The organism is Streptococcus sp. E29BA, from assembly GCF_041807805.1.
Classification (GTDB): Bacteria; Bacillota; Bacilli; order Lactobacillales; family Streptococcaceae; genus Streptococcus; species Streptococcus entericus.
The window spans coordinates 1-23,668 of sequence record NZ_JBGTZA010000014.1; the positions used below are offsets into that span (position 1 = coordinate 1).

20 protein-coding genes and 1 pseudogene are annotated in these 23,668 nt (G+C 42.1%); 3 read left to right on the forward strand and 18 right to left on the reverse strand.

What is annotated here, in order from left to right; genetic code table 11:
- Positions 1 to 697, forward strand: a pseudogene (locus tag ACERC8_RS04655) (transposase); the annotation flags it as partial.
- Between the two features lie 35 nt (positions 698 to 732).
- Here the strand turns inward: ACERC8_RS04655 and ACERC8_RS04660 are convergent.
- From ACERC8_RS04660 to cps2T, 14 genes are all read right to left on the reverse strand, one after another.
- Positions 733 to 1,500: a glycosyltransferase family 2 protein gene (locus ACERC8_RS04660; protein ID WP_373658732.1), complete on the reverse strand. Its 768-nt coding sequence runs from the start codon at positions 1,498 to 1,500 to the stop codon at positions 733 to 735.
- Entirely contained in the window at positions 1,490 to 1,846 is a 357-nt protein-coding gene (locus tag ACERC8_RS04665) for a DUF2304 domain-containing protein (RefSeq protein ID WP_373658733.1), read from the reverse strand. The genes ACERC8_RS04660 and ACERC8_RS04665 overlap by 11 nt, the downstream gene beginning before the upstream one ends.
- Positions 1,846 to 2,568, reverse strand: a complete 723-nt coding sequence (locus tag ACERC8_RS04670) for a glycosyltransferase family 2 protein (protein WP_373658734.1) — start codon at positions 2,566 to 2,568, stop codon at positions 1,846 to 1,848. The genes ACERC8_RS04665 and ACERC8_RS04670 overlap by 1 nt, the downstream gene beginning before the upstream one ends.
- A gap of 24 nt (positions 2,569 to 2,592) precedes the next feature.
- Positions 2,593 to 3,579, reverse strand: coding sequence for a glycosyltransferase family 8 protein (locus ACERC8_RS04675; protein ID WP_373658735.1), 987 nt, complete (start codon positions 3,577 to 3,579; stop codon positions 2,593 to 2,595).
- Complete coding sequence (locus ACERC8_RS04680; RefSeq protein WP_373658736.1) at positions 3,576 to 4,715, reverse strand: lipopolysaccharide biosynthesis protein; 1,140 nt, start codon at positions 4,713 to 4,715, stop codon at positions 3,576 to 3,578. Before ACERC8_RS04680 ends, ACERC8_RS04675 begins: the two co-directional genes overlap by 4 nt.
- Positions 4,716 to 4,835: 120 nt before the next feature.
- Positions 4,836 to 7,343: an LTA synthase family protein gene (locus ACERC8_RS04685; protein ID WP_373658738.1), complete on the reverse strand. Its 2,508-nt coding sequence runs from the start codon at positions 7,341 to 7,343 to the stop codon at positions 4,836 to 4,838.
- A 10-nt stretch (positions 7,344 to 7,353) separates the two neighbouring features.
- The gene (locus tag ACERC8_RS04690; RefSeq protein WP_373658739.1) at positions 7,354 to 8,841 is read right to left on the reverse strand and encodes a DUF2142 domain-containing protein; all 1,488 of its coding nucleotides are present in this window, start codon (positions 8,839 to 8,841) and stop codon (positions 7,354 to 7,356) included.
- A gap of 9 nt (positions 8,842 to 8,850) precedes the next feature.
- Positions 8,851 to 9,828: a glycosyltransferase family 2 protein gene (locus tag ACERC8_RS04695; protein ID WP_373658741.1), complete on the reverse strand. Its 978-nt coding sequence runs from the start codon at positions 9,826 to 9,828 to the stop codon at positions 8,851 to 8,853.
- Positions 9,821 to 11,059 (reverse strand): glycosyltransferase family 1 protein, encoded by a 1,239-nt coding sequence (locus ACERC8_RS04700; RefSeq protein WP_373658742.1) that lies wholly within the window; start codon positions 11,057 to 11,059, stop codon positions 9,821 to 9,823. Before ACERC8_RS04700 ends, ACERC8_RS04695 begins: the two co-directional genes overlap by 8 nt.
- A 1-nt stretch (position 11,060) precedes the next feature.
- Positions 11,061 to 12,071 carry a glycosyltransferase family 2 protein gene (locus ACERC8_RS04705; RefSeq protein WP_373658743.1) on the reverse strand — a complete coding sequence of 337 codons (1,011 nt, stop codon included), beginning with the start codon at positions 12,069 to 12,071 and terminating at the stop codon, positions 11,061 to 11,063.
- A gap of 13 nt (positions 12,072 to 12,084) precedes the next feature.
- A complete protein-coding gene (locus tag ACERC8_RS04710; RefSeq protein ID WP_373658745.1) occupies positions 12,085 to 13,287 on the reverse strand; it encodes an ABC transporter ATP-binding protein in 1,203 nt (400 codons plus the stop codon).
- Positions 13,287 to 14,102: an ABC transporter permease gene (locus ACERC8_RS04715; RefSeq protein WP_373658746.1), complete on the reverse strand. Its 816-nt coding sequence runs from the start codon at positions 14,100 to 14,102 to the stop codon at positions 13,287 to 13,289. The genes ACERC8_RS04710 and ACERC8_RS04715 overlap by 1 nt, the downstream gene beginning before the upstream one ends.
- Entirely contained in the window at positions 14,089 to 15,039 is a 951-nt protein-coding gene (locus tag ACERC8_RS04720; RefSeq protein ID WP_373658747.1) for a glycosyltransferase family 2 protein, read from the reverse strand. Before ACERC8_RS04720 ends, ACERC8_RS04715 begins: the two co-directional genes overlap by 14 nt.
- The gene (gene cps2T, locus ACERC8_RS04725; protein ID WP_373658748.1) at positions 15,029 to 16,183 is read right to left on the reverse strand and encodes a beta 1-4 rhamnosyltransferase Cps2T; all 1,155 of its coding nucleotides are present in this window, start codon (positions 16,181 to 16,183) and stop codon (positions 15,029 to 15,031) included. Before cps2T ends, ACERC8_RS04720 begins: the two co-directional genes overlap by 11 nt.
- Before the next feature lie 184 nt (positions 16,184 to 16,367).
- Here cps2T and ACERC8_RS04730 point away from each other — a divergent pair, with 184 nt between their 5' ends.
- Both ACERC8_RS04730 and gorA read left to right on the forward strand, forming a co-directional pair.
- Positions 16,368 to 17,828, forward strand: a complete 1,461-nt coding sequence (locus ACERC8_RS04730; RefSeq protein WP_373658749.1) for an HlyD family secretion protein — start codon at positions 16,368 to 16,370, stop codon at positions 17,826 to 17,828.
- Positions 17,829 to 17,943: 115 nt separating this feature from the next.
- Entirely contained in the window at positions 17,944 to 19,296 is a 1,353-nt protein-coding gene (gene gorA / locus ACERC8_RS04735; RefSeq protein WP_373658750.1) for a glutathione-disulfide reductase, read from the forward strand.
- 65 nt (positions 19,297 to 19,361) lie between these two features.
- Here the strand turns inward: gorA and ACERC8_RS04740 are convergent, their stop codons facing one another.
- From ACERC8_RS04740 to dnaG, 4 genes are all read right to left on the reverse strand, one after another.
- Positions 19,362 to 19,691, reverse strand: a complete 330-nt coding sequence (locus ACERC8_RS04740) for a metal-sulfur cluster assembly factor (RefSeq protein WP_373658751.1) — start codon at positions 19,689 to 19,691, stop codon at positions 19,362 to 19,364.
- Between the two features lie 14 nt (positions 19,692 to 19,705).
- The gene (locus ACERC8_RS04745; protein WP_373658752.1) at positions 19,706 to 20,182 is read right to left on the reverse strand and encodes a GNAT family N-acetyltransferase; all 477 of its coding nucleotides are present in this window, start codon (positions 20,180 to 20,182) and stop codon (positions 19,706 to 19,708) included.
- Positions 20,183 to 20,697: 515 nt separating this feature from the next.
- Positions 20,698 to 21,807, reverse strand: coding sequence for an RNA polymerase sigma factor RpoD (rpoD, locus tag ACERC8_RS04750; RefSeq protein ID WP_373658753.1), 1,110 nt, complete (start codon positions 21,805 to 21,807; stop codon positions 20,698 to 20,700).
- 8 nt (positions 21,808 to 21,815) lie between these two features.
- Positions 21,816 to 23,600 (reverse strand): DNA primase, encoded by a 1,785-nt coding sequence (gene dnaG / locus ACERC8_RS04755; RefSeq protein WP_373658784.1) that lies wholly within the window; start codon positions 23,598 to 23,600, stop codon positions 21,816 to 21,818.
- Positions 23,601 to 23,668 lie beyond the last annotated feature (68 nt).

Below are 23,668 nucleotides of genomic sequence, written 5' to 3' on the forward strand. Positions count from 1 at the left end.
CGTGTCAAAGTCATCACCATGGACATGTTTAGCCCTTATTACGACATCGCTAAGAAACTATTTCCTATGGCTAAAATCGTTCTCGATCAGTTCCACATTATCCAACACATGAGCAGGGCCATGAACAGGCTACACATCCAAGTAATGAACCAGTTTGATCGAAATTCCCACGAATACAGAGCCCTCAAGCGCTACTGGAACCCTCGCTCTCTCGTTTTCCAGCTCGGGCTAAACTAGTCCCCTGGACTAGTTTACTCCAACAAGCCAGTCGAAAGCTCAGCGATAAACGCTTTTATCGCCCAACTTTTCGCAGGCACTTGACTAATCAGGAGGTTGTCACTAAGCTGCTCGGCTATTCCCAAGAGCTTAAAGAACACTACGATCTTTATCAACTATTCCTGTTTCATTTTCAAGAAAAGCAAGCTGAACAGTTTTTTGGGCTAATTGAGGAGACGATTTCAAGCGTTAATCCTGTCTTTCAGACAGTTTTTAGAACATTTTTGAAGAATAGGGACAAGATTGTCAATGCCTTGGAATTGCCCTACTCTACCGCCAAGATTGAAGCAACCAACAACATCATCAAGGTGATTAAGCGCAACGCCTTTGGTTTCAGAAACTTTGAAAAGACAAAACTCGCATTTTCATTGCCATAAACATAAAACGAGAGAAGACAAGAACTGTCCTCTCTCGGTGTTAAATTGGTCAACCCACTACAGTTGACAAAGAGCCCAACTAATTTGTTTCCTGACTCTTAACATAGTAACGAAGCAACAACTTAGCAAACCATTTAGGCCAAAAAAGTTTATACATGAAGTAGTCTTCAGCAGTACGGTTATTATTTTCAATGTTATTAGTCGTCTCCGACTCCTCATGGATTCTATGAAACATCAGAGGTTCTGAAATGTATTCAAATAGCCCTTGTCTTTGCGAGATTTGGTACCAAGCATACCAGTCTAGTGATACCTTTAATTGCTCATCAAACTGGAAATCTGTTACATTTTTCAAATCATAGGTTACTGCTGGGCAGCAAATGGGATTGCCAAAAGCCAAAATGCGGTATCGCCACCATTTTACCTGTGGAAACATGGCAAGGCATCTCAACATCAATCGCTTGATGTGTAAATTCGTGTTAGCAGGTATCTCCACACTATCTTTTAACTCAGCATAATCAGAATATAAAATCAGACTATCCTCTCTAGCTTGTGACAAAACTTTTTGACCGTATTCAGGAAGATAGACATCATCCTGATGTGCAATGGTAGCATAGCGTGTTTTAACAAAAGACAAGGCATTATTCCAGTCCTTACCGATACCGCCACCTTGACGAGTAAAGACGGGAATAGCTTCAGTCTCACAAATCCGATAAATATAATCGCTTGGCGTACTTGTGTAAAGAATAATCTCCGATTGTAGTGTCTGAGCTTTTAAGGAACGTATACAGTCCAACAAATAAGGGCTATCTCCATAAGCACAAATGACATAGGTATGATTAGTTGCCATTATTTTCTTCCACATCTTTCAACCGTTTTTTCAAGAGTGACACTTCTTGAACCAAGCATTTCAGGTCTTCTTTTTGCTTAGAAATCATCACTGTGTGCATGAAAACCGTCACTAAGAGAAAGAAAACCGCTAAAACAAGCAAGAAATTAGACACCAATTCAAAGCCAAGCAGTCGTCCAATCCAAATCGGAATGCCATTAAAGAGAGAAATAAGCAGTAAAACCAAGCCAATCACTAACCAGATAAAAGCCTGCTCAAAGAGCAAGGCATTTTTATTGATTTGCCGAATGACCAGATACAAAAAACCTAGCGCCACAAGAAACATGATCAGAGATAACATAGGCATTACTCACTCTCCTTCATAAAGGCTGCAATCAAGATAGAGGAGCAAACCTCTATCATATAGCAGATAGATTTAAGTGGTGTGATTGATGATTCGCCACCTTGACGTTCAAACATATTAGCAGGAGCTTCCATCACTCGGCATTTTCGTTTCAATAAGTGGACAATTGATTCAGGCTCTGGATATTTTCTCGGATAGCGTTTTGCAAAATACGCGATCACTTTTTTATTCCCTAATCGATAACCAGATGTTGTGTCATAAATTTTTTTACCAGTTGTCCATCTAATCATTTTTGAAATAACGCTAATCCCAAAACGACGCATCGTGGTTGTTTGAAATTCTGAGACCTCTTCTCCTACAAATCGCGACCCAATAACCAAGTCTGCTTGATCAGAAATAATAGGGTCTAGTAAGACACGGAGCGAGCGAATATCATGTTGACCGTCGCCGTCAAACTGAACAGCAACATCATAACCATTGTCTAAAGCATAACGATAGCCTGTTTGAACAGCTCCACCTATACCTAAATTCATGACGAGATGAACAGCATTTAATCTGTTGTCTTCTATGATTTGCTTTGTCCTATCGGTTGACCCATCATTGATGACCACATAATCTAATTGAAGCTCTGAGGACAATTCTTTCTGATGGTCTAAAATGGACTGAACCGTCTGTAAAATACTAGCCTCTTCATTATAGGCTGGGATAATTAACAAAATTTTCATTTTTTCTCCATTTTTTAGACAATACTATTTCTTTTTTAATTGTCTTTTACGATAAGACATCATTGCTGGAATAAGTGAATTTATAATTTTATAACGTAACATGGGAAAAAAACGAGTTACATTATTGAATAAATAAAAACATTTAAAATAAAATTCCCATCCAGTCTCCATTTCTGTATCTTTCCAAGGTGTTTTCGATAAATAACGGTGGTACTGGTTACTAAATTTATGATGATTCCCTCTTCTCCATGGCCGCTCTTCTCCTAAAAAATGGATAATAACCGGATTATTAAGTGCTAAATGATAATTCTGCTCAGACATGAAGTCTATAGGTTTCGTCAATTTTTTCAAGACATGATACGGATACGACCAATAAATATTAAAGAAATTATATCGAATAGATAGGACATAAACCTGTTCTCTTAATGCCCCATTCAAAGCGTCTTGATCATTAGCAAAAAGTCTACCTTTATGCTTCTCATAAAAAGATAACACTTGTTTCCCTATATTTTCATCACGCCATTTTTTTAAGTCAATTAATAATACCCCCGCATTACAATAAAGGCGATTATTTAATTTTAAATCTAATTTTCGCTGTTTGTCCACAGTTGGTTCAGGAGACATGCCGATTACATTTCCAAAAAGATTCGTTTCAAATAACTCTTCTAAATCATCTAAAACCAAAGTATCGCCATCCAAATATAAAACTCGTTCAATATCATCTGGTAATAATTTATCTAAAAATAATCTAGCTAATACAATTGGATGCCAGCCATTTGTATCCACTGTAAAATCCAAATAATTTTTTATATTGCCTAATTCAATAAAATATATTTGTTGCCCATATGACGACACAAAATTCTTCAAAAGATTTTTATTGATATCAGAAATACCGTCCGAAACTAAATAGAACTTTATTTTTTTTGAAAACTTATTATTTTCTAGAATAGAGCAGATACATGTTGCAACTTGTGGGACAAAACCATTATTTAATGTAAATAAAATATTCATTGGTTACCCTTTCTTAAATTCCATCGTACAATCGTATAAATCAAAATACTAAGCAATAAATAAAACATCATGACTAACAAAAAGGATTGTGCAGCTCCTAAAATACCTAAGCTAGTTATCATATTTTTAGTAATTATCTTAGAAACGATAAATGTTAATAAGTACGCCAGTAATAAATACCTTTGTTTCCTAAAAATTGTTAATATTATATCTACAATCATAGACAAAACGTTTAATCCACCTGCAACAAGCAACAAGGTCAAGGCTAATCTATTCTCTGATAAGTTTATACCATAAACTGCTCCAAGAATCTCAGGTCCAATAATAAAGCTTGAAGCTATTATTAATAAAGATAACAAAGCCATACCTCCAAAAAAGGTATTAACTTTCTTAAAAAAAATGGTTTGCTCATTATTTAACCAATGTTCTGAAAGTTGAGTTGTAAATGGTCTAAATATAAAAAATAGCAATGATAGAACAAATACCGGCATAAACAAAATATTAAAATCTCGTTGTATCCCTGAATTTAAGAGTCCCTGTTCAAGTAAATTATCAATAACTAATTTAGGCTCATTATATATAGCTGTTATCAAATACCCATTAATAAATAAAGGAAAGCAGGCTCCTAAAATAGACCAAGCTGATATTAAATGATGAAATTTAAAGCTTTTTAGAATATAATCTGGAAATTCTTTCTTTTGAATGGCAATATCTAGTGGAAAAATGAGAACAAAGTTAACTAAAAAAACTAAAAAACTAGATAGCAACAACTCATTCGTAAGTGCTAATCCAATTCCAAAAACAATCAATGTAGCAACATTTCTTACAAATTGGATTTTTCCTGATAAATCCGAACGCGACTGTTGTTGAAAAAAACCTTGGTAAACATCCGAGACTGCTTCACATGCTCTATAAAGAATTAACATTAAAATTACTACTACTTTATTATAGTTATAATCTGTATAAAATAAATATCCAATAGCAGTTATAACCATTACTAGAACCGTAAAAATTCTTGTTAGCAAATAAGCTTCAAAAGAATAAACTTCATTTGTATCCGTTGATTGAAAATTACGAATATAAAAATACCCTAAAACATAAAATTGTTGAGCTAGAGCATAAGCAAAACTAAACATGTCTGTTTGACTAGCTGATAAAAAACGAGTTGAAAATAATAACATTAAAATTGATACAACTGATGAGGATATTGTACCGATAGTATTCCAAATATAATTCTTTTTTTTGATAATTATTTCCTACTTTCTTGAAATTCTGCCACCTTTGACTTCAAAAAAATCTTTATGGCGACTAAGATAACCTTTGCCGACGGTGATATCATATTGGAGCAACTGCATATCTCGGCGTACCACCTCCTGTTCTTCCGTCAAGTTACTTGTCTGGCTACTTACCTCTTGCAAATAACGAGTCAATAGAGCCTGATAAGGTGTGACCTTAGAGTTCGTATGCTCTAGCAACTCTGCAATAAAGTTATTAGCCCCAACTTTCGGGTAATTAAGGCGACGCTTAGGGTCTCTGTTTGTCCAAATGAAGTAATCAGTAAGGTGCTGATTGTCTGGTTGATCTTTAAAAATATCCAGTGGATATAAGCCTGGTAAGTGGTCTCCATAGAAGACAACCGTCACAGTTTGATCAAAAGTTGATAATTTTTCTAAAAAATCTTTTGTTGCTAGATCTGTATGGGATAACAGACGGGCATAGCTCGTCAAATTATTATTTTCAGCTTCGGTGAATGCTGGTCCTTGTGCAGTCATAGCAGCAGGCTCACTAGCTGACCATGGCGCATGGTTTTGCATAGTGATAACAGAAAAAAATTGTGACTGATCTTTATCCAAAAGATTTAGGACGTTGTCATATGTGGTCTTGTCGCTGATATGAACACCAAGATACTCCGGATTCTCAATACTATCTTTTGAACCAGATAAAGCAAGAAACTTTTCAAATGTCAAGGAATTATAGAAGACCGAGCGGTTATAACCAGTCGCACCGTACGGGTGGATAACAAAGCGCTGGTCAGGAGCGTACTGGCGACTAATTGATGGTAGGTAATTCATCTTAGGCACAACCTCCGTATAGAGGATAGACACTGATGGTGAATAGAGTTCATAGGCCAATCCTGTGAGGGATTGAAATTCCAGATTGGCTGTACCACCACCATAGAAATCGCTCCACATCAATCCGCCAGTCGTCTGTTCTGTCAAAGAGGTGATATAAGGGAGGGCAGGCTTAGATAGGTTAATCCCTTCAATCCGTTCTGGATTTGCCAAACTTTCACTTAGCACAAAGATTACGGTTTGATCTTCTAGGCGATTTTGACGGTCCTCATTTATCTGTTCTGCCTCTTTGCGGTATCGTTCTTCCAAGTCAGCTAATGTTTCCTGACTATACTGCTCCGGTTTATCCATGACTGGCTTGGTCAGCTGTTTAACCCAAACAAAAGCCAATGATTTATAACGTGCCGCCATATCGAATCCAAGCCAGTTTAAATCAAGTTCATTGTTTAGGCGTGAGATAATTGGAACATTATCAGCAACCTTAAAATGCTCTTCTTTTTTGAAAACTGATGAAATATGATTAAAAAACAGGAGAAAAGCTACAGCGAGACTAATGCGCCCAATCCAAGTTCTGACTAACTTTCCTTTTAGCACACGTCGTCTTAGAAAGATATAAGCACCAACTGCTAGTAGCAGACCGATGATCAACTTGGCTTTCGTTGCAGGGGCAATAAATCCTGCTAAAAAGCTCAATTCTTTGACCCATGCAATATCTGTAATCAATAATGGTTCTGCCCTCATGGTGAACTTCATCTCATTGGCAACTGCTATAATAGCAGCCAAGGGCAATATCAAAAGAGTGCCAAGAAAATAACGATTGACCAGCAGGTAAATCATCAAGAAAGTAAGGGTGAAAAAAGTTATCTGAAAACTCATGGCACCAGGTGCCATAATGTAACCATAATAAGATCCGTCACCACGATAGGCTTCTTGAAGGGCAAGATTGAGCACAACTGCCGAGGCAAAACTAGTAAATAGAGCTAAGCCCAGATGACCACGATTTTGTCTCAGTCCACTAAGTCCTCTCGTTAGCGCATAAGCAAGAATGACAAACACCACATAAATCGGTAGAAAAACTTGCCAAATACCTTGAGATACGGTCATACCATCATCAAGTAATCGCATAAAGTTAGGCGATAAGATTGTCAGCAATCGGCCATCTTGTAACGGTAATAAGGCAAACAAAACAGCTAGCGCCAAATCTGATACAATCTCTCCTTTAACAAAGGAAAAACGTGGCAAAAAACGATGGCAGATGACTCCAAGCCCAATTAACAAAGAAAATAACAATAGTAAGTGCTGATGGTGTGACTGACTTGCTAACTCTTTCAAATTAGCTTCAGGATCATTAACGTAATAAGCGGTTGTCACTAGACCGCTCAACAAGGGATAAAGGTAATAAACAAAAGCTAGTTTTAACAGTTGAAAAAGCCATTTTCCACTCGATAGAGCTGTGGCTAATGCAACGATACCTAAGCAAAGAGGAAATAACCACTGACTAGAGAGTAGTTGTATATGACGAGAGGTAATGTCTAACTCTAACAGGGATTGGAGCACCTGGTAAACAAAAAGGGGGATAGAGGCTAGAGCAACAAAGCATAAACCAGCTAGGGTTGCTAAGTTCGAACGATTTAATAACAAATAATTAAGTAGACCAGGCAACTGACTTCTTTGCCGATCATCAATAAACATAAGAAAACTCCTAGAGCTGAGTATATAGGGCAACACTGATGGTCAAAATCATCAAAAATGTATTGACATACTGTAAAATGGCAACAAACTTCTGATTATTTTCCTCAGAAAGTGGCGACAAGTTAAAGTTTCGATGAATCCAATCACTCAAGAAAAGCGGCAAGATTGCCAAAGGAAAGAAATAGTAACGTCCCTGCACACCACCAACAAAAACATCACCTTTGTGATAAACACGCGGGTCACCTGTAATGGCATAAATCGTCAACAAAGAAATTCCGATAAGCAGTCCACCGGTTAACACTTGAAAAGACCACGGGAGACGAATTTGTGTTTTCAAACTCACCAAGATATACATGGTAAAAAATAATACAACTGTCATCGACATTAAGAAGCCTGAATCGTGGGTGATGTATTGCAGGGGACGACTGATAAAGTGATCAACAAGTACAAACGGTGCGCTAGCCAGTGTTCGTAAAATTGGCAAGGGATGTGTCAGAAAATAACCAATTCCTGGGGATTGTTCAGATGCAAATGTTGAGACCTTGAAAACATTAATTATCCCTGAGTAAACAACTGCTATAATCATGATTAGCAAGAAATTAATAGCAGCAAATGGCTTAACTTGTTTTTCCGAACAGTATTTATTAGGAACAAATAAGGGAAGCAAAGCTAATAAAACATAGGGAAATTTTGCAAAAACCAGTAAGAAGGCCAATCCTTGCAGAAGCATTGTTTTTTTCAGGGTTAACTTCTCATAACCAGCTAGGATATTGCTCAAGTGCGCGATAAACAGCAGACTAACGCCATAATATAAATAATCATAGTGAAAACCAGCTGTAACGTATAAAGCTGATGGCAAAGTTCCCAGTAGATAGATGCCTTCCTTATAGACTTTACTCGCGTGAATGGCAAAGAAAACTAATAAGGCATAAGCAATAACTGTTCCTATGCGACCGAGATAATAGGATACCTTTACCTTACTTGAAAGCAACTCACCCAAATTCCAGCCAATTGTACCTGGTAAGTAAGCGGGGTTATCAAAACCAACCGGTTCACCAGCTACTGTACTGTCTTGATGCTCGACTGCATCAAAATAATCCTTGCCTTGATAATTCGAAGCATTACGAATCGGATCATGACGAAAAACAGCATCGTAATCTTTCAGCTCTTCTTTATCATACTTGAAAAAAAAGCTGCCAGATAAACCAATCGTGTTCTTCAGATGCGTTTCTTCATCTAAGGCATACTGTACAGGTCTGATTAAGGCAACCACTGTTCCAAAAATAGTAATGAACAAAAAAGCATTTCTAGCCAATCTCTTTGCTTGAGTAAAATCAGTTACTAGAAAATAAAGTACAATACCTAACACCACCCAAGAAAAGCGGATATCATACTGAAAATCAAACAGTATTGGTAACGTAACTGGCGCAAGAAAAACAATTAGCAAACCAATGATCATAAAAATTGCTTTTTTTATTAACTGAGAAGATTGAAACACAGGATATTCTCACTTTCTTTGTTCTTCTAATGAATAACGGCTATTGTCCTTAGTCATATCCACTCGATTGGCTAATCGAATACCACGCCATTTCTCCAAGTGAAAGAGCGGATTAATAAAAGTCCAATAGAGTTTTCGTTTCCATGAATAATCTTTATCTTTGAGAATTTTCGACATATCTTTCAGACTACCTCTGAGTGTTTCCTTAATAAGAGACGCGAAAGAGACAGGATGAGCATGTCCGCCACTATTAAGACGAACATTATAGGTCTCATCAAAAATTCTCTGACGATACTCTGACAAAAGAACGTCATTGGAATGCTCGACAACAGCTTTACCGTTGTAAGCTTTGATATAACCAGCGTCTACAATGTCCTTGCCGTATTCATAATCTTCAGAGTACTTCACTGGGCGATAGCCAATTGTATCAACCAAAAATTTACGTGGCGCTGCCGAGCAAACATCACTATAAAAGGATTCTTTAGTGTATAGTCCTTTTTGCTCGGCATTTGTCCTAGTCCACAGAGTCACCGCATCATCAGCCCCCTGCTCTCGGAAAACAGTCTGAATATCATACTTCATGGCCGGAAAACAGCCTAACCGAGGTTGTTGACGCCCCAAAACGGCAACAATCTTATCATTGATAGCAAAAGGTGCAAGCATCTCTGTCAACCAATTAAAATTAGCCGGCACCGCATCTTGACTGAGGTAAACCATAATCTCACCTTGAGACACTTCGGCAGCCATCTGACGTGTACCTCCATGTGAGTATTCACTCTTTTCTAATTGAATCAGTCTGAGATTACCGTGCGTCTGAGCAAAACGTTCGATAATATCAACAGACCTGTCCTTTGACCCCGAATCAGTGATTAAAACATCCCAGTCAAAATCTGTTTGCTGCTGATAAAGAGCTGTCAAAGTCTCTTCCAAATGGTCATGTTCTCCATTGTAAACAGGGATAAATACCGTTGCTTTTATCTTAGACATCTAACACCTCACGACGGATAATAGCCTCCACTTTACGATAACTCTCCTCCCATGACAAGGTCTCGTACTTATCACTCATAGCCTTAGCGTAATCTTCTTTGTCCTCCCGCTCTGCAGCAGAGCAAAGTTGGTCAGCGAGTGCTGTTGGGTAGGCTTCCGCATAGGCGATGTCTTCTAGGTCACCTAGCACCATCGTGTTGTTGTCACCTGTATTCATGACAGGGACACAACCTGCTACCAAAAGCTCCAAAGGCAAGAGAGACACATTTGTCAAAGACAAGACCAAACACGCCACACTTTCTTGGTACAATTTGGCTAGCTCTTCTTTGTTTAGAATGCCTCGATCAACAAAATCAAACGGAATGCTGTAGCCAGACATATCTTGACCAAAAAACTCAATGGTGTAGTCAGGGTGCTTATCTTTAAAAATTTTCAAGGCCATCACTCCCAGCTCAAAACCACGTCGTTCAGTATGAGCACGAGCATAGAAAGCAATTTTCTTTTCTTTTTTAATAATACCTTTTGGACGATAAATATTACTATCTGCCCCAAAATCGAAATAGTCTGCAGGCATACCATATTGACTGATTTTCTGCGTTAGCCATTTGCCGGCTGTAATCCCATAAAAACCAAACTTGTACGTTGCCTCAGCTAGCATGTAACGTGAACCAACCCCAAAAAAGATTGGTTCAAAATCTTGAACAAAATAAAATTTGTGAAGGTTTGATCCCTTAAGGTTAAAAACAGGATAAGCTGTTTCCCAGCTAGTAGCAAAGACCACATCATGTTCACCAAAAGACGAGAGATCACCAACAGCAACATCAATGCCATACGAACGTTTGAAAATCTCCTGAGCTTCCTTTGAAGACTGCTCAATCGTATTATTGTGGTAAATATAGAATGTGACCTGATGTCCTTTGCTCTGCAGGTAGTTAACAAAACGCGAAATCGTCGTATGCCCTCCCCCTCCAGGACCAACAGGAGGAGATACCCATGCGATAGATAGGTTATCTTTTTTTACCTTAGAAGGCCGCTGATAAGGCTGATTAAGGTAATCAGCAGCAATAATATCCTCAAATTGGGGCATAGCAGGTAATCTGTCTATTGATACTTTTGAAGGTGTCGATACAGCTTGACCAATCAGACGGTGTTTAACTTGCCATTTTAACTTTCGTAAAACAGCCTGCCCCCCCTCTTGACGATAGGTTTTAACAATTTTATCAAATACCATTCTAATCCTCTCCGCTTTGTCCTTTTAAAAGAGCTATAATCCGACTTGGGATTGCCCATCGACGAGATGTAATCACACGATTATATTTGCCCAATAAAATGCCGTATTGGTCAGTCAAACGTTGACATTCTGTCTCGGCATTTAGGAGTTGCTCTTTAAGATTCAGAATATCTTGATCACGATAGGCAATCATATCAGCTTGTTCAAAGGCTCTCATCTCTTGCCATGCTTCTCTCTCCACTTGCAGACGAGCGATTTCTAAAATATCCTTATCTGGATATTTTTCTAAGTACTCCAACTGTGTCTTCTTCAAACCTTCAACACGATAGCGAATCTTCTCACGGTCAGTCGGTCTAGAATCCGAATTTTGTGTCATGCGATAAGCCACTGTTGCTTCTGGCAAAAAGAGTGGCTCTATATGTTGAAATAATTCCAGTTGAATATTAAATGTATCATCAACCGCATTCGGATCAATCGTTGCATTTACCATTTGCATAAGCCGAGTCTCCACTAACCAAGATGATGGTAAGGTCATGCCTTTAGTGGCCAACATTTTCGCATAAGTGTTAGCATAGTCGATTGGCCCATTGATAAAGACATGCTCGTAAACAATATTCCCATATTCATCAACTATATGAAAATCAGTATTACACCACTTGGACTGAGGAACGGCTTCTAACAAGTCTACTTGTTTTTGTAACTTCAACGAGTCCAACCAATAGTCATCCGCATCACAACGTGCAATGTATTTGCCACGCGCCTCTTGACAAATAGCAACCCATGTTTTGGTAATTCCTAGATTACTGTCATTAAAAAATAAGCGAATAAGATCAGGGTGCTTACTGGCATAATCTGTTAGTACCTCCCTTGATTGGTCTGTAGAACAGTCATCAACAACAATAATCTCGTAGGGAAACGTTGTTTCTTGCGCCAAAAAACTATCCAGAGCTTGTGGCAAGTATTGGGCATAGTTATAGCTCGTACAAATAATTGAAACCATGACGTCTGCCATCTCAGGAACCTCCTTACCCTTCTATCTGCCAGTGACCGTTGCGCTGAATCATGCCTGTAGCAGAGTCTAAACCTGACAAATCATCAGGTGCCAAATCTTTGCGACGAACAAAAATTGTCGGACTGTTCTCATAATTTGCAAATGCCAACATCTGACGATTTTCACCCAACACCGTCACTTCCAAGCGTAGATTGGCATCGTTTAGTGCTGCCAATGAGCAAGTATATCGGTAACTTTTTTGTCCTTTGGTATAACTCTTTTGATCCCAACTGTTATCATTATAGATCCAAATCTTCCGATCAATATCTGTCAATGAAAAAACAACAAAATTTTCAATATTTTGTGTCACCGTGTAAGTCACAGAAAATTCGACAAAATCCTCTGGGCTGATTTGCTGGTTCGACAACAGTTTCACTTGTAAATCCGTTACAACATTGTCACTTTCTGTCTCATGACTATCGTTTTGTTCAACCGTAACGTTATCCACACTATACTGATTAGCCACATCAAACGGATCGCCGTAGGCCTTGACCAGACCATTTTCGACTAAGACCGCTCGGTTGCAGTATTTCTTGACCGCACCCATATCGTGGGTGACGAGAATGGTCGTCTTTCCACTATTCTTACGCTCAAGGAAATAATCGTTACACTTGCGCTGAAAGGCCTCATCTCCGACCGCAAGAACCTCATCAAGAATCAGAATATCACCTTGCGCCTTGATGGCAACGGAAAAAGCCAAGCGTACCTGCATGCCGCTCGAATAGTTCTTGAGTTTCTGGTTCATAAACTCTCGGAGCTCAGCAAAATCAACGATGTCATCATACATGGCGTCAATCTGTTCGGTCGTAAAACCCAACATGGCACCATTCATATAGACATTTTCCCGACCTGTCAACTCTGGGTTGAACCCAACCCCTAGCTCGATAAAGGAGACGAGCTTGCCATCAACCGTCACCGTGCCCTGCTCAGGCACGTAAATCTGAGAAATAATCTTGAGCAAGGTTGACTTGCCTGAGCCATTTCGTCCGACAATGCCAAAGAAATCGCCTTCCTTGACCTCAAAGTTGATGTCTCTGAGAACATGCTGCTCCTTGTAACCTTTGATGCCTTTAAAACGGTTGACCAGAGCTGTCCGTAAACTTCTGGTCTCCTCGGTCGGCAGTCTAAAAAATTTGCTGACGTGGTCTACTTTGACCACTGTTTTTCTATCTGTCATTACAAAATCTCCGCAAAACGCTTGGCTTCTTTTTTGAAAATAGCAGAGCCTATCACTAGAACAAGGACTGGCAAAAGATAAGACACCAGACCCAACCATGACCCCTCGTAGAGTTGCCAGCCCCGAAAAGATCCACTGTAAACAATAAAATGCCTAATGTCCTGAATAATCTGAGCCATAGGATTGAGCATCATGACTTTTGCCATGAGTGGTGTCCACGGATTCTCACGCTGTAAAAAGAAATTAAGCGAGTAAATCACTGGTGTAGCATACATGCCCGCCTGCATGATGACTTCCCAAACCGGTCCAATATCTCGGTACTTGACAAAGAGACTAGACAACATCAAGGCTAATCCTATGGCTAGAACAAACAATTCAAGAAAGAGAGGCACCAAGACCAGAACAGACCAGCTAAGTGTAACTCCATTGAGTAGAGCAAAGACCAAAACAACAAGCAAGTTGATGCTGTAGTTAATAGCTGCCCCGACCACTGCTGATAAGACGATAATTTCTTTAGGAAAATTGAGCTTACGCAACAAATCCCCCCGTGACACAATAGACATCATGCCCATATTGGTCGCTTCCGCAAAGAAATTCCACGTCACCATGCCAAACAAGACGCCAATAGCATTATGTGGTGTCCCATCATCCAACCGTAAAAAGCGGATAAAGACCACATACATGATAGAAAAAAGCATCATCGGCTTCAAAATTGACCACAAATGCCCAATCACACTCCCTTGATAACGGAGCTTAAAGTCTGTTTTAACCATCTCCCGCAAGAGGATACGGTGTTCTTTGCTAAATAGATTCATCTCTTTTCTCACTTAAATAACCAAACTTGGTTAAGATTAGGGTCGTAAAGACCAGGGTATGAAACCAGCGGTTCTTGGCAAAACCATAACGCCACAAGGTCGCCCAGCGTTGCCTCAAAGGCTGGTTCATCAGTCCAACATAGGCTTCAACCATTGCTTTTTTGTCTTGGGGCAATGGCAGAGCTAGGAGTTTCGCCGCCTGTGCTTGACTGCTTTTGATGAGCCACCAGTATTTGGCCACTAAAACCTGCGGTCTTAGCCAATTTTTCATGCGCTTGCGCCAGGTTCTCGCCCCAAGGACATTGTTGTCGTGCTGACGATAGAGCTGAGTAACTTGGTCAACATAGACCAGTTTGCCCATGCTGCTGGCTACTAGAGCCAGATACCAGTCATGCATGAGCAGATCATCAGCTATTTGCCAGAGCTCCGCCAAAGCATGGTTAATCATCATGGTGCCACCAGTCACCGTATTCTCCGTCAACTCCTGATGGAGCTCGGTGTTCGCATGATGCGACTGAGTGGCAATCATGCTCTCATGAAGAACCGTTAATTCCTGATTGACAACCTTGAGGTCTGTGTAGACCAGGAGCGGTTTAGTCATGTCTTCTTGTTTCGCCTGTGACAGGGTCACTCCCAGCTTATCGGGCAACCAAACATCGTCTTGATCGCTGAAAAAATAAACATCTGCAGGCTCATGCTTCACCAAGCTGTAGAAGCTTTTAATAACACCCAGATTACGCTCCTCATCTGGATTGACCCAGCGGATGCGCCTGTCCTTAGCAACAAATGCTGCTATCACGGTTCTTGTATCGTCGCTTGAGCCGTCATCTCGGATGAGAAGCTGCCAGTCAGCATACGTCTGCGCTTGAATGCTCTCGATTTGCTGGGCTAAAAAACGTGCCCCGTTGTAGGTTGATAAGAGAATATTAACCTTCATTTAAAAACAAGTCCTCATACTCTCCAACAATTTTTTCCCAAGTGTACTGGTCACGGATAATGCCCTTAGCCATCTGTCCCAGAACTGTAAAATCAGTCTGACCATCCACGTCGTCAATCAGACCAGCTAAACTGCCATCTTGCTTGGTCCAGTAATGGCTACTTTGACCTGCCACCGTGCGGTTGAAGGACACATCTAACACCAAGTTTAGGTCAGTCTGTGCTAAGGCTTCTAGCAGACTAGGATTGGTTCCTCCGACCTCATGACCATGGATATAGGCAAAGGCCTGCTGGCGGATATAAGCCACAAGAGGCTTGTCATAAACTGTCCCGACAAACTTGATCCGAGAATCACGGTCAAATCCTGTCGCCTGCTTCAACCGTTCAAAATAAGCACTGCCCTCTTGGTTACAAATAATGACCAAATCTCTCTGGGTACGACTTTCCATAAACTCGCGAATAATGGTTTCGTAGTTATTTTCAGGGACAAAACGCCCCAAGATCAGATAGTAATTTTTTTCTCTCAAGTTATGCTGGTCAAAGTAAGCCCGCACCTGCGCATCTGTCGGCGTCAGAGGGGTTGGTTCCACTGTCGTGCCATAGGCGATGCAAGTCGTCTTAGCTTTGGGATAGGCTTGCTTAATGTAATCTTCTATACCGATATTGTCAGCGATAACTAGGTCAGCCGTCTGGCACATGAACCGCTCAGCCAGTTTCAGGTAGGCACGAACAGGACGCGGCCACTTGGTGCGTCGCCATTCCAGACCGTCAGGGTTGATGTAAAACACTCCCCCTACTGACCAAATCTGACGAGCTAAGAGAGGCATGATGCCACCTATGGTATTACCCAAAAGGTAAAAAATCGGGCGCTCCCAGCCTTTTGTTTTGACTAGTTTTAGGGCGTATCGGACCGCCATCAAGTCATAAGCCATGACACGTGCTGCTCCCAGTTGAGGTGGATTGATGGTAAAGCAGTCTGCCCCTCGGTAGGAGAAATGAGTGCCATGGTCGCTATCAGACAGGCAGGCCACATGATAGGTTACGTCTTTTGATTGCTGGTGAGTCACCAATTCCTCAACAAAGGTTTCAAAGCCACCGTACTTAGCCGGCAATCCTCTGCTGCCGATGATAAACACATGACGCATCCGCTTCTCCTTTCTTTGTTGATTAAGCAGAATATCACTCTATTATACCATAACATTAAGCCATAGAACAAGTTAAAAAGTTATCACGATAAAAACTGAACAAACAGATAAAAGTCACTGTCTTTTTCGGTCATAACCTCCTAAAATATGGTACAATAGGGTCATTATATCTATGGAGGAAAATGTGCCAAAACGAATCAATCGCGTCAGGAGACGACGACAAGTTACTCTTAACATCACCTTACTAAGCCTGTTGCTTGTCAGCTCACTTACCCTTTACAATGTCGTTCGTCAAATAGAGAACGGGCAAACCCCCAGTGTCAAAACCCTCTGGCAAATCAAGTTACAAGACCCAAAACCTACTTTTGCAGTTGGGCAACAGGTTATTCTCCTTAAATCAGCCAGCAAAAACACCGACGGCACTCCCTTAGATACCCTGAAAAATAACATAGCGCAGGTCATTTCCAGTAAAAAAGTAACGATTGATGGGAATAACCTGATTGTCTATGATTTGAGCTATAACCAAGGCAAGATGATGAGCGGGGTCGCCGAAACTCAATTACGTGCCATTGATACCGCCTATCGTCTCGGTGAGACAGTGACTATTGCCAATCATCCAGAAGACGGTGAAAAGGAAGACGGACAAGTCAACGGTATCCAACTCAAAGAGATTGATGGCAAGGTGCAATACCGCTATGATGCCACTTTCCCAAACCTCGGTCAGCTAACTGACCTTGCTGAAGAAGATTTCGTTTGGGTGACCACCTTAGGGTTTCGTGAGGATAACACAGCCACTGAAAACAACAAAATTCTACAAGAGGCTTTGAATACTGCCCAAACAAAATCAAGCTCACGTTTGCTCTTTCCTCCTGGTCGCTTCGCCATTGGAAGCCAAACCCCTGAGACAGATTATATTACTTTGACCTCAAATGTAGAGCTCCGTGGTCAGGACACAACCTTAGTTGTTGACGGCTCAGCACGCTGGTTCGGGCTGACAACAGGCCCTGAAGCAACCGATGGGCTCTCACATTTTACCATTCAGGGGCTAACAGTCGAAGCCAAAGATTTAACACAGGGCAATCAGTTTATCCTCATGGCCAATCATGGCTACGATTGGCAGATTTTTAATAACCGCTTCACCATGGTACAGCAACTATCCAGCCATATTTTTGATCTCGGTGGGGTACAACAGGCCGTCTTTTCGGACAATGTGTTTGAAGGCTACGCTCCCGAACTAACAGCTGTCACAGAAATTGGCAACCGTAGCATCCATAATTTTATTGCAGAAGCTATCCAGCTAGACGCATCATCAAACAATGGCGAATGGGATGGTGGGATGCTAAAAGCTATCGACCCAAATTATCAGGTCAACAACCCTAACCAACTGGTGAGTAACCACATTACAATTCAAAACAATCACTTCCTGCCCTATATCGGTTCAGACGGTCAGATTATTGCCTACGGCGGGAGCGTCGGTCAACATTCGTCAGAGGTTGGTCAGGTAACCATTACAGATAATACCTTCACCTCAACCTTATCCCGACGGTTCATCACAAGTGTCCTCGAGGGCAATCGTTGGGTCTTTGAGCCCATCCATCTCCAGTCCAATGCTGATAATCTCATCTACGCCAATGTCTTTAACTAATCAGACCACAAAGATGGACTAACCACAGATGAACAATCATAATCGTAGCAGAAAATTGTCTGCGATGATTTTTTGTGCTAAAGTAGATTTATTAGTAAAGTAAGGAGACGTTCTCATGGTAAAAGAATATGATTACATCGTGATTGGAGCAGGTAGTGGTGGTATCGCTTCTGCCAATCGTGCTGCAATGCACGGTGCCAAGGTTGTCCTATTTGAATCAAAAGATATTGGTGGCACCTGTGTCAACCTAGGCTGTGTCCCTAAAAAAGTCATGTGGTATGGGGCTCAGGTGGCCGAAGCCATCAACCACTACGCTGCCGATTACGGTTTCGATGTGACGACCAACAACTTTGATTTTGGGACGCTAAAAGCTAACCGCCAGGCCTACATTGACCGTATCCATGTGTCTTACGATCGTGGGTTTGACAACAACGGTGTTGAGTTAGTTCAGGCCTACGCTAAATTTATTGATGCCCATACGGTTGAAGCCAACGGTGAGCGCTACACTGCTCCCCATATCCTAATTGCAACTGGTGGTCATGCGGTCGTTCCTGATCTACCAGGAGCAGAGTATGGCATCACCTCTGATGGCTTCTTTGAGCTAGATGCCGTGCCTAAACGAGTAGCAGTTGTTGGCGCAGGCTACATCGCCGTTGAAGTGGCTGGTGTCCTCCACGCCCTGGGGGCAGAGACCCATCTCTTCGTCCGCCAGCACGCGCCATTGCGGAACTTTGATAGCTTTATCATCGACGGTCTAGTCGAGGAGATGGCTAAAAACGGTCCGAGCCTCCATACTTTTTCTGTGCCTAAAGAGGTGGTCAAAAACGCCGACGGTAGCCTGACACTTTTTTTGGAAAATGGGCAGAGCTACACTGTCGATACCCTCATCTGGGCTATCGGTCGCAAACCAAACATCTCAGGATTCAATCTGGAGGCCACTGGCGTAGCCCTCAACAATCGTGGTTATATTGCGACTAACGAGTTTGAGGAGACCAACATTGACGGCATCTACGCTCTAGGTGACGTCAATGGTAAAATCGAGCTGACACCAGTTGCCGTGGCTGCAGGTCGTCGTTTGTCTGAGCGCCTCTTTAACGGTCAAACAGGATTGAAGCTAGATTACACCAACGTTGCCACTGTCGTCTTTAGCCACCCAGCTATCGGCACTGTCGGCTTAACTGAGGAAGAAGCTAAGAACACCTACGGAGAAGACCAGATTAAAGTCTATACCTCAACCTTCACCTCCATGTATACCGCTGTCACCAGCCATCGTCAAATTTGCAAGATGAAGCTGGTTGTGGCAGGTGACAAGGAGAAAGTAGTCGGTCTTCACGGTATCGGCTATGGGGTCGATGAGATGATTCAAGGTTTCGCCGTGGCGATTAAGATGGGAGCAACCAAGACAGACTTTGACAACACTGTTGCTATCCACCCAACTGGTGCAGAAGAATTTGTCACCATGCGTTAAATATCTCAAGAACGATCAACAAAAAATGAACCTAAGTCACCTGTAGGTTCATTTTTATCATAGCTTTATAATGTTATTCCCAGAGCAATACGTGCGTAACGGCTCATGCGCTGAGGTGACCAGGCGGGGTACCAGACCAACTTGACCTCAGAAGAGGTCACCTCTGGTATGGTTTTCAACACATCATACATCTGGTCTGTAATCAAATCAGCTAAAGGACAACCCATGGTCGTCAAGCTGATATCAATTTCTGATCGGCCATTTTGCTCAAAGCGAATCTCATAAACCAGTCCTAAATTGACAATATCAATGCCTAATTCAGGGTCGATCACCTCTTCTAAAGCCTGCAAAATGCGGTTTTTGATGTCTTCAATCTCTTGGTCCGTGTAAGCCATTTCCTCTTCCTCTTCTAATGTGTCTTAACCGTTTCCTCAGCTAACAAAGGCTTCCCCATTGTTAATATTTTTTGCTTGCCACTCAATGTAAAGCCCTGAGTGTTGTAAAAATCAACAGCTCGGCGATTGTCAGCCAAAACCCAAAGAAAAATTTTTGAACAGTTTGACAAGTGCTTTATCCCTGCCTCTAGCAATAATGTGCCTATCCCCTGTTTCTGGTGTGAAGCTAGAATGCCAATCGCTGAAATCTCACCCTCGTCAGCCGAAACTTGACGACAAGTCATAAAACCGATAGGCTCCTGATTCAGCCAGGCCAAAAAAGTAGTTTTAGTGTCTAATCTATCCCTCGTGCGCTCCATGAGCTGAGGCAAACTAAGGGAGTTTAAGTAGTCACCACCAACCAAACCTTGATAGGTCTCTTGAAAAATTGCTAATTGGATAGCAGCTTTCTGAGGAATATCAGACACAGACATAGGGCGTATGCTTATCATTATATCTACTCCTAAAAAACAGGCACAAAAAGAATAAATTAAGGTCTTAAGCTGTCTTCGATTCGCTCAGCAGTACAAGGGTTTTCTGACATGAATCGCACTTTCTAACGCTAAGGGTTCCCTAGCCAACATTTTTCGGGGTAATCCGGATAATGTTGTGACAGGCGATAACGCCACACTTTCGTCAGACGAAATTGAACGCTAAAATGTTACAATTTCTACCTTCGGTTCGCTACCAACTTTCTAAGCTCATCGCTCAGAAGGTTCTCTAGAATAATGACATCGTTCTAGACCATGACTATCATCAGCTAAACAGGCCTACCTCAAATAACATGACGCAGTAGTTGGCTGGACTTTCTACGCCCTACAGGCTATGAAAACCCTAAAAGAATGAGGGAAATATTGCTTCCCTCATTTCCAACCTCAAACAGTCACTTCCCTGACTGTTTGAGCCTTGCGGAGGTAAGGCGACGACATCCAGCCCTTCCCTTAGGCTACCGATGTGTGTTTCACTCTCACTCATCAATAAAGTCTTTGAGTTGCTTGCTACGGGACGGATGGCGGAGTTTGCGTAGCGCTTTTGCCTCGATTTGACGAATGCGCTCACGGGTCACGTTAAAGACCTTGCCCACATCTTCCAGCGTGCGCATCTTGCCATCGTCCAGCCCAAAGCGCAGACGCAGCACGTTTTCCTCGCGGTCAGTCAGGGTATCTAGGACTTCGTCCAATTGCTCGCGCAGCACCACGCGCGTGGTGTAGTCAACAGGGTTCTCAATCACTTCATCTTCGATGAAATCGCCCAGATGGCTGTCATCTTCTTCGCCGATTGGAGTTTCAAGAGACACAGGTTCTTGAGCAATTTTCAAAATCTCACGCACCTTATCAGGAGTCATATCCATCCGCTCTGCGATCTGCTCAGGTGTCGGTTCCGTTCCTAGTTCTTGCAAGAGATTGCGTTGTTCCCGTACCAGCTTGTTGATGGTTTCAACCATGTGAACAGGAATCCGAATGGTTCTGGCCTGATCGGCAATGGCACGGGTAATGGCCTGACGAATCCACCAAGTGGCATAGGTTGAAAATTTGAAGCCTTTGGCGTAGTCAAACTTATCGACGGCCTTCATGAGCCCCATGTTGCCCTCTTGGATCAAGTCGAGGAACTGCATACCCCGACCAACATAGCGCTTGGCGATGGACACCACTAGACGCAGGTTGGCTTCTGCCAGACGTTGCTTGGCTTCGACATTGCCTTCCGCAACCAGGAGAGCCAGTTCTTTTTCTTCTTCGTTGGACAAGAGCGGCACGACACCGATTTCCTTGAGGTACATGCGGACAGGGTCATTGACCTTGGCAGAATTACTACCAAGCAATTCTTCGTCGCTCAATTCTTCAGGTTTGATTTCTTCAATTTGGTAGGTAGTTGACGGATTGCCTTCCTTATCGGTGATCGCAAGACCACCGTCAGTCAGTCTTGTCAAGAGGTCATCAATCTGATCCGCATCCAAGCTAAAGGGAATCACGAGCTGCTCAGTGACCACATCGTCTACAGCTGTCCCTGCTGCCTTATGTTTACGAATAAATTCTGCAACTTGAACGTTAAAGGTTGAAATGTCTTGTTGTTTTGTCATACAAACTCCTATTCTAAACGCCTTTTTTGGGCGATGAGGGCTGCCAGAGCATCTTCTGCCTCTAGCAAATTCCCTTGTTTACTGTGTTCACGAACAGCACGCTGGTGCTGGGCAAGTTCTTGCTGGCTCAAATAATGTTGCCGCCAGTAGAGCAACTCTTCAATCTCACCCTCGGGCATGACCTCTGGAAAATGTTCTGCTTGAACATCATAATAGGCCTGTCGACTGTCATCAGAAAGCTCAGACAGCATCTGGGAGTCAATCACCTCCTCAGCCAACAAGTTCTCATATAAGGTTTGAAGAGCGGGTGTTACAAAGGCAAAATCCTCGTTATACCTGAACTCTTGCAAGAGATGATGCTGAGTCGATAAGCGATAAAACAGCTGTTGCTCAGCCCTGACTAGCCCTCCTTTTTGCGAAGAAGTTTGAGGAAGCTGCTGCCAGCTAGCAGGCAAGGGCTTAGCAGGTGACCGATTAGGCTCAGGTTGCTGTAGGCGCTGCTGATTGACAGCTTGCTCAACCATAAAATAATCAAAGTCAGGCAGCAAATCCGCCACTAATTGGCAGTAACTAGACTGAGCTATGATTGACGACTCACGAGCAATGAGCTGTGCCATCTGCTCCACATAAGCAATCTGGGCTTGAAGATTGTCTAGATTATCTGGCAACCAATAGTGAGCATAGAACTCTACTTGACTGATTCGGGATTGGGTCAGAAAACGGGCCAATTCTTCTTCAGAATGCTTTTGTAAAAAATCATCAGGGTCCAGCTGTTCAGGCAGTCGAACAATTTCTGTTGTCAGATTGGTTAACAGAGTTAAGGACTTGTCGATAGCAGCTTGCCCAGCCTGATCGCCATCATAGGCTAAAATGACTTTCTTGATATAAGGCTTTAGGTGCGCAATATGTTCTGGTGTCAAAGCTGTTCCCATGGTCGCTACAGCGTTTGTGACCCCAGCCCGATAAGCAGCGATAACATCCATGAACCCTTCCATCAGATAGAGTTCACCTGTTTTTTTCGCCACGCTTTTAGCCTTATCTAAGTGGTAGAGTTCATAGGATTTATTAAAAATGGGCGTTGAACGCGTATTTTTATACTTAGCCTGCTGATTCGCTCTGCCATTGTCCCGCCAAATCCGCCCTGAAAATCCAATAGGTCGACCACTATCATCAAGCAGAGGGAACATAATCCGATCACGAAAAGCATCAAAAGCACGATCCTCACTCCAGTTAAATAGCCCTGAATCACTCAATGTTTTTTCATCATGCTTTTTGGATAGGTTTTGATAAAGGTAGTCAGACTCATCTGGCGCAAGACCGATGCCAAAATACGTCAGCAACTCATCTGTCAAGCCTCGCTTAGCAAGGTAAGCTTTGGCGGCTGCTCCTTGCGTGGTTGTCATCAGAACCGCCTGATAAAATTTAGCGGCATCGCGATTGATGTCATAGAGCTGTTGATGAGGGTGCTGTGATTGCTGCTGAGGTAACGACTGCTGCCTGACTAAAGGAATCCCAGCCCGTTCCGCCAAAATGTGAGCTGCTTCGGTAAAACTAACTTGCCGATACTCTTCCAAGAATTTGAAGACATCGCCTGACTTGCCACAACCAAAACAGTGATAAAACTGCTTATCCTCCAAAACGTTGAAAGAGGGTGTCTTTTCTTTGTGAAATGGGCAGAGCCCCAAAAACTGTCTCCCCTGTTTAACAAGCGGCGTCACCTCGTTAATCACATCAACAATGTTAACACTAGCCTTGATATCCGCAATTTTTTCCTTGGTTAACAGGCGAACCACCTCCTCCAACAGCTGTTGATGTTTTATATTCAATTATACCACAAGGAGAGGTTTTGGTAAACGAACAA

Bases quoted from the DNA above. Each gene is read 5' to 3' on its own strand.
- ACERC8_RS04660 (WP_373658732.1), bottom strand. From the start codon at position 1,500: ATGGCAACTAATCATACCTATGTCATTTGTGCTTATGGAGATAGCCCT.
- ACERC8_RS04665 (WP_373658733.1), bottom strand. From the start codon at position 1,846: ATGCCTATGTTATCTCTGATCATGTTTCTTGTGGCGCTAGGTTTTTTG.
- ACERC8_RS04670 (WP_373658734.1), bottom strand. From the start codon at position 2,568: ATGAAAATTTTGTTAATTATCCCAGCCTATAATGAAGAGGCTAGTATT.
- ACERC8_RS04675 (WP_373658735.1), bottom strand. From the start codon at position 3,579: ATGAATATTTTATTTACATTAAATAATGGTTTTGTCCCACAAGTTGCA.
- ACERC8_RS04680 (WP_373658736.1), bottom strand. From the start codon at position 4,715: ATGTTTAGTTTTGCTTATGCTCTAGCTCAACAATTTTATGTTTTAGGG.
- ACERC8_RS04685 (WP_373658738.1), bottom strand. From the start codon at position 7,343: ATGTTTATTGATGATCGGCAAAGAAGTCAGTTGCCTGGTCTACTTAAT.
- ACERC8_RS04695 (WP_373658741.1), bottom strand. From the start codon at position 9,828: ATGTCTAAGATAAAAGCAACGGTATTTATCCCTGTTTACAATGGAGAA.
- ACERC8_RS04700 (WP_373658742.1), bottom strand. From the start codon at position 11,059: ATGGTATTTGATAAAATTGTTAAAACCTATCGTCAAGAGGGGGGGCAG.
- ACERC8_RS04705 (WP_373658743.1), bottom strand. From the start codon at position 12,071: ATGGCAGACGTCATGGTTTCAATTATTTGTACGAGCTATAACTATGCC.
- ACERC8_RS04710 (WP_373658745.1), bottom strand. From the start codon at position 13,287: ATGACAGATAGAAAAACAGTGGTCAAAGTAGACCACGTCAGCAAATTT.
- ACERC8_RS04715 (WP_373658746.1), bottom strand. From the start codon at position 14,102: ATGAATCTATTTAGCAAAGAACACCGTATCCTCTTGCGGGAGATGGTT.
- ACERC8_RS04720 (WP_373658747.1), bottom strand. From the start codon at position 15,039: ATGAAGGTTAATATTCTCTTATCAACCTACAACGGGGCACGTTTTTTA.
- cps2T (WP_373658748.1), bottom strand. From the start codon at position 16,183: ATGCGTCATGTGTTTATCATCGGCAGCAGAGGATTGCCGGCTAAGTAC.
- gorA (WP_373658750.1), top strand. From the start codon at position 17,944: ATGGTAAAAGAATATGATTACATCGTGATTGGAGCAGGTAGTGGTGGT.
- ACERC8_RS04740 (WP_373658751.1), bottom strand. From the start codon at position 19,691: ATGGCTTACACGGACCAAGAGATTGAAGACATCAAAAACCGCATTTTG.
- ACERC8_RS04745 (WP_373658752.1), bottom strand. From the start codon at position 20,182: ATGATAAGCATACGCCCTATGTCTGTGTCTGATATTCCTCAGAAAGCT.
- rpoD (WP_373658753.1), bottom strand. From the start codon at position 21,807: ATGACAAAACAACAAGACATTTCAACCTTTAACGTTCAAGTTGCAGAA.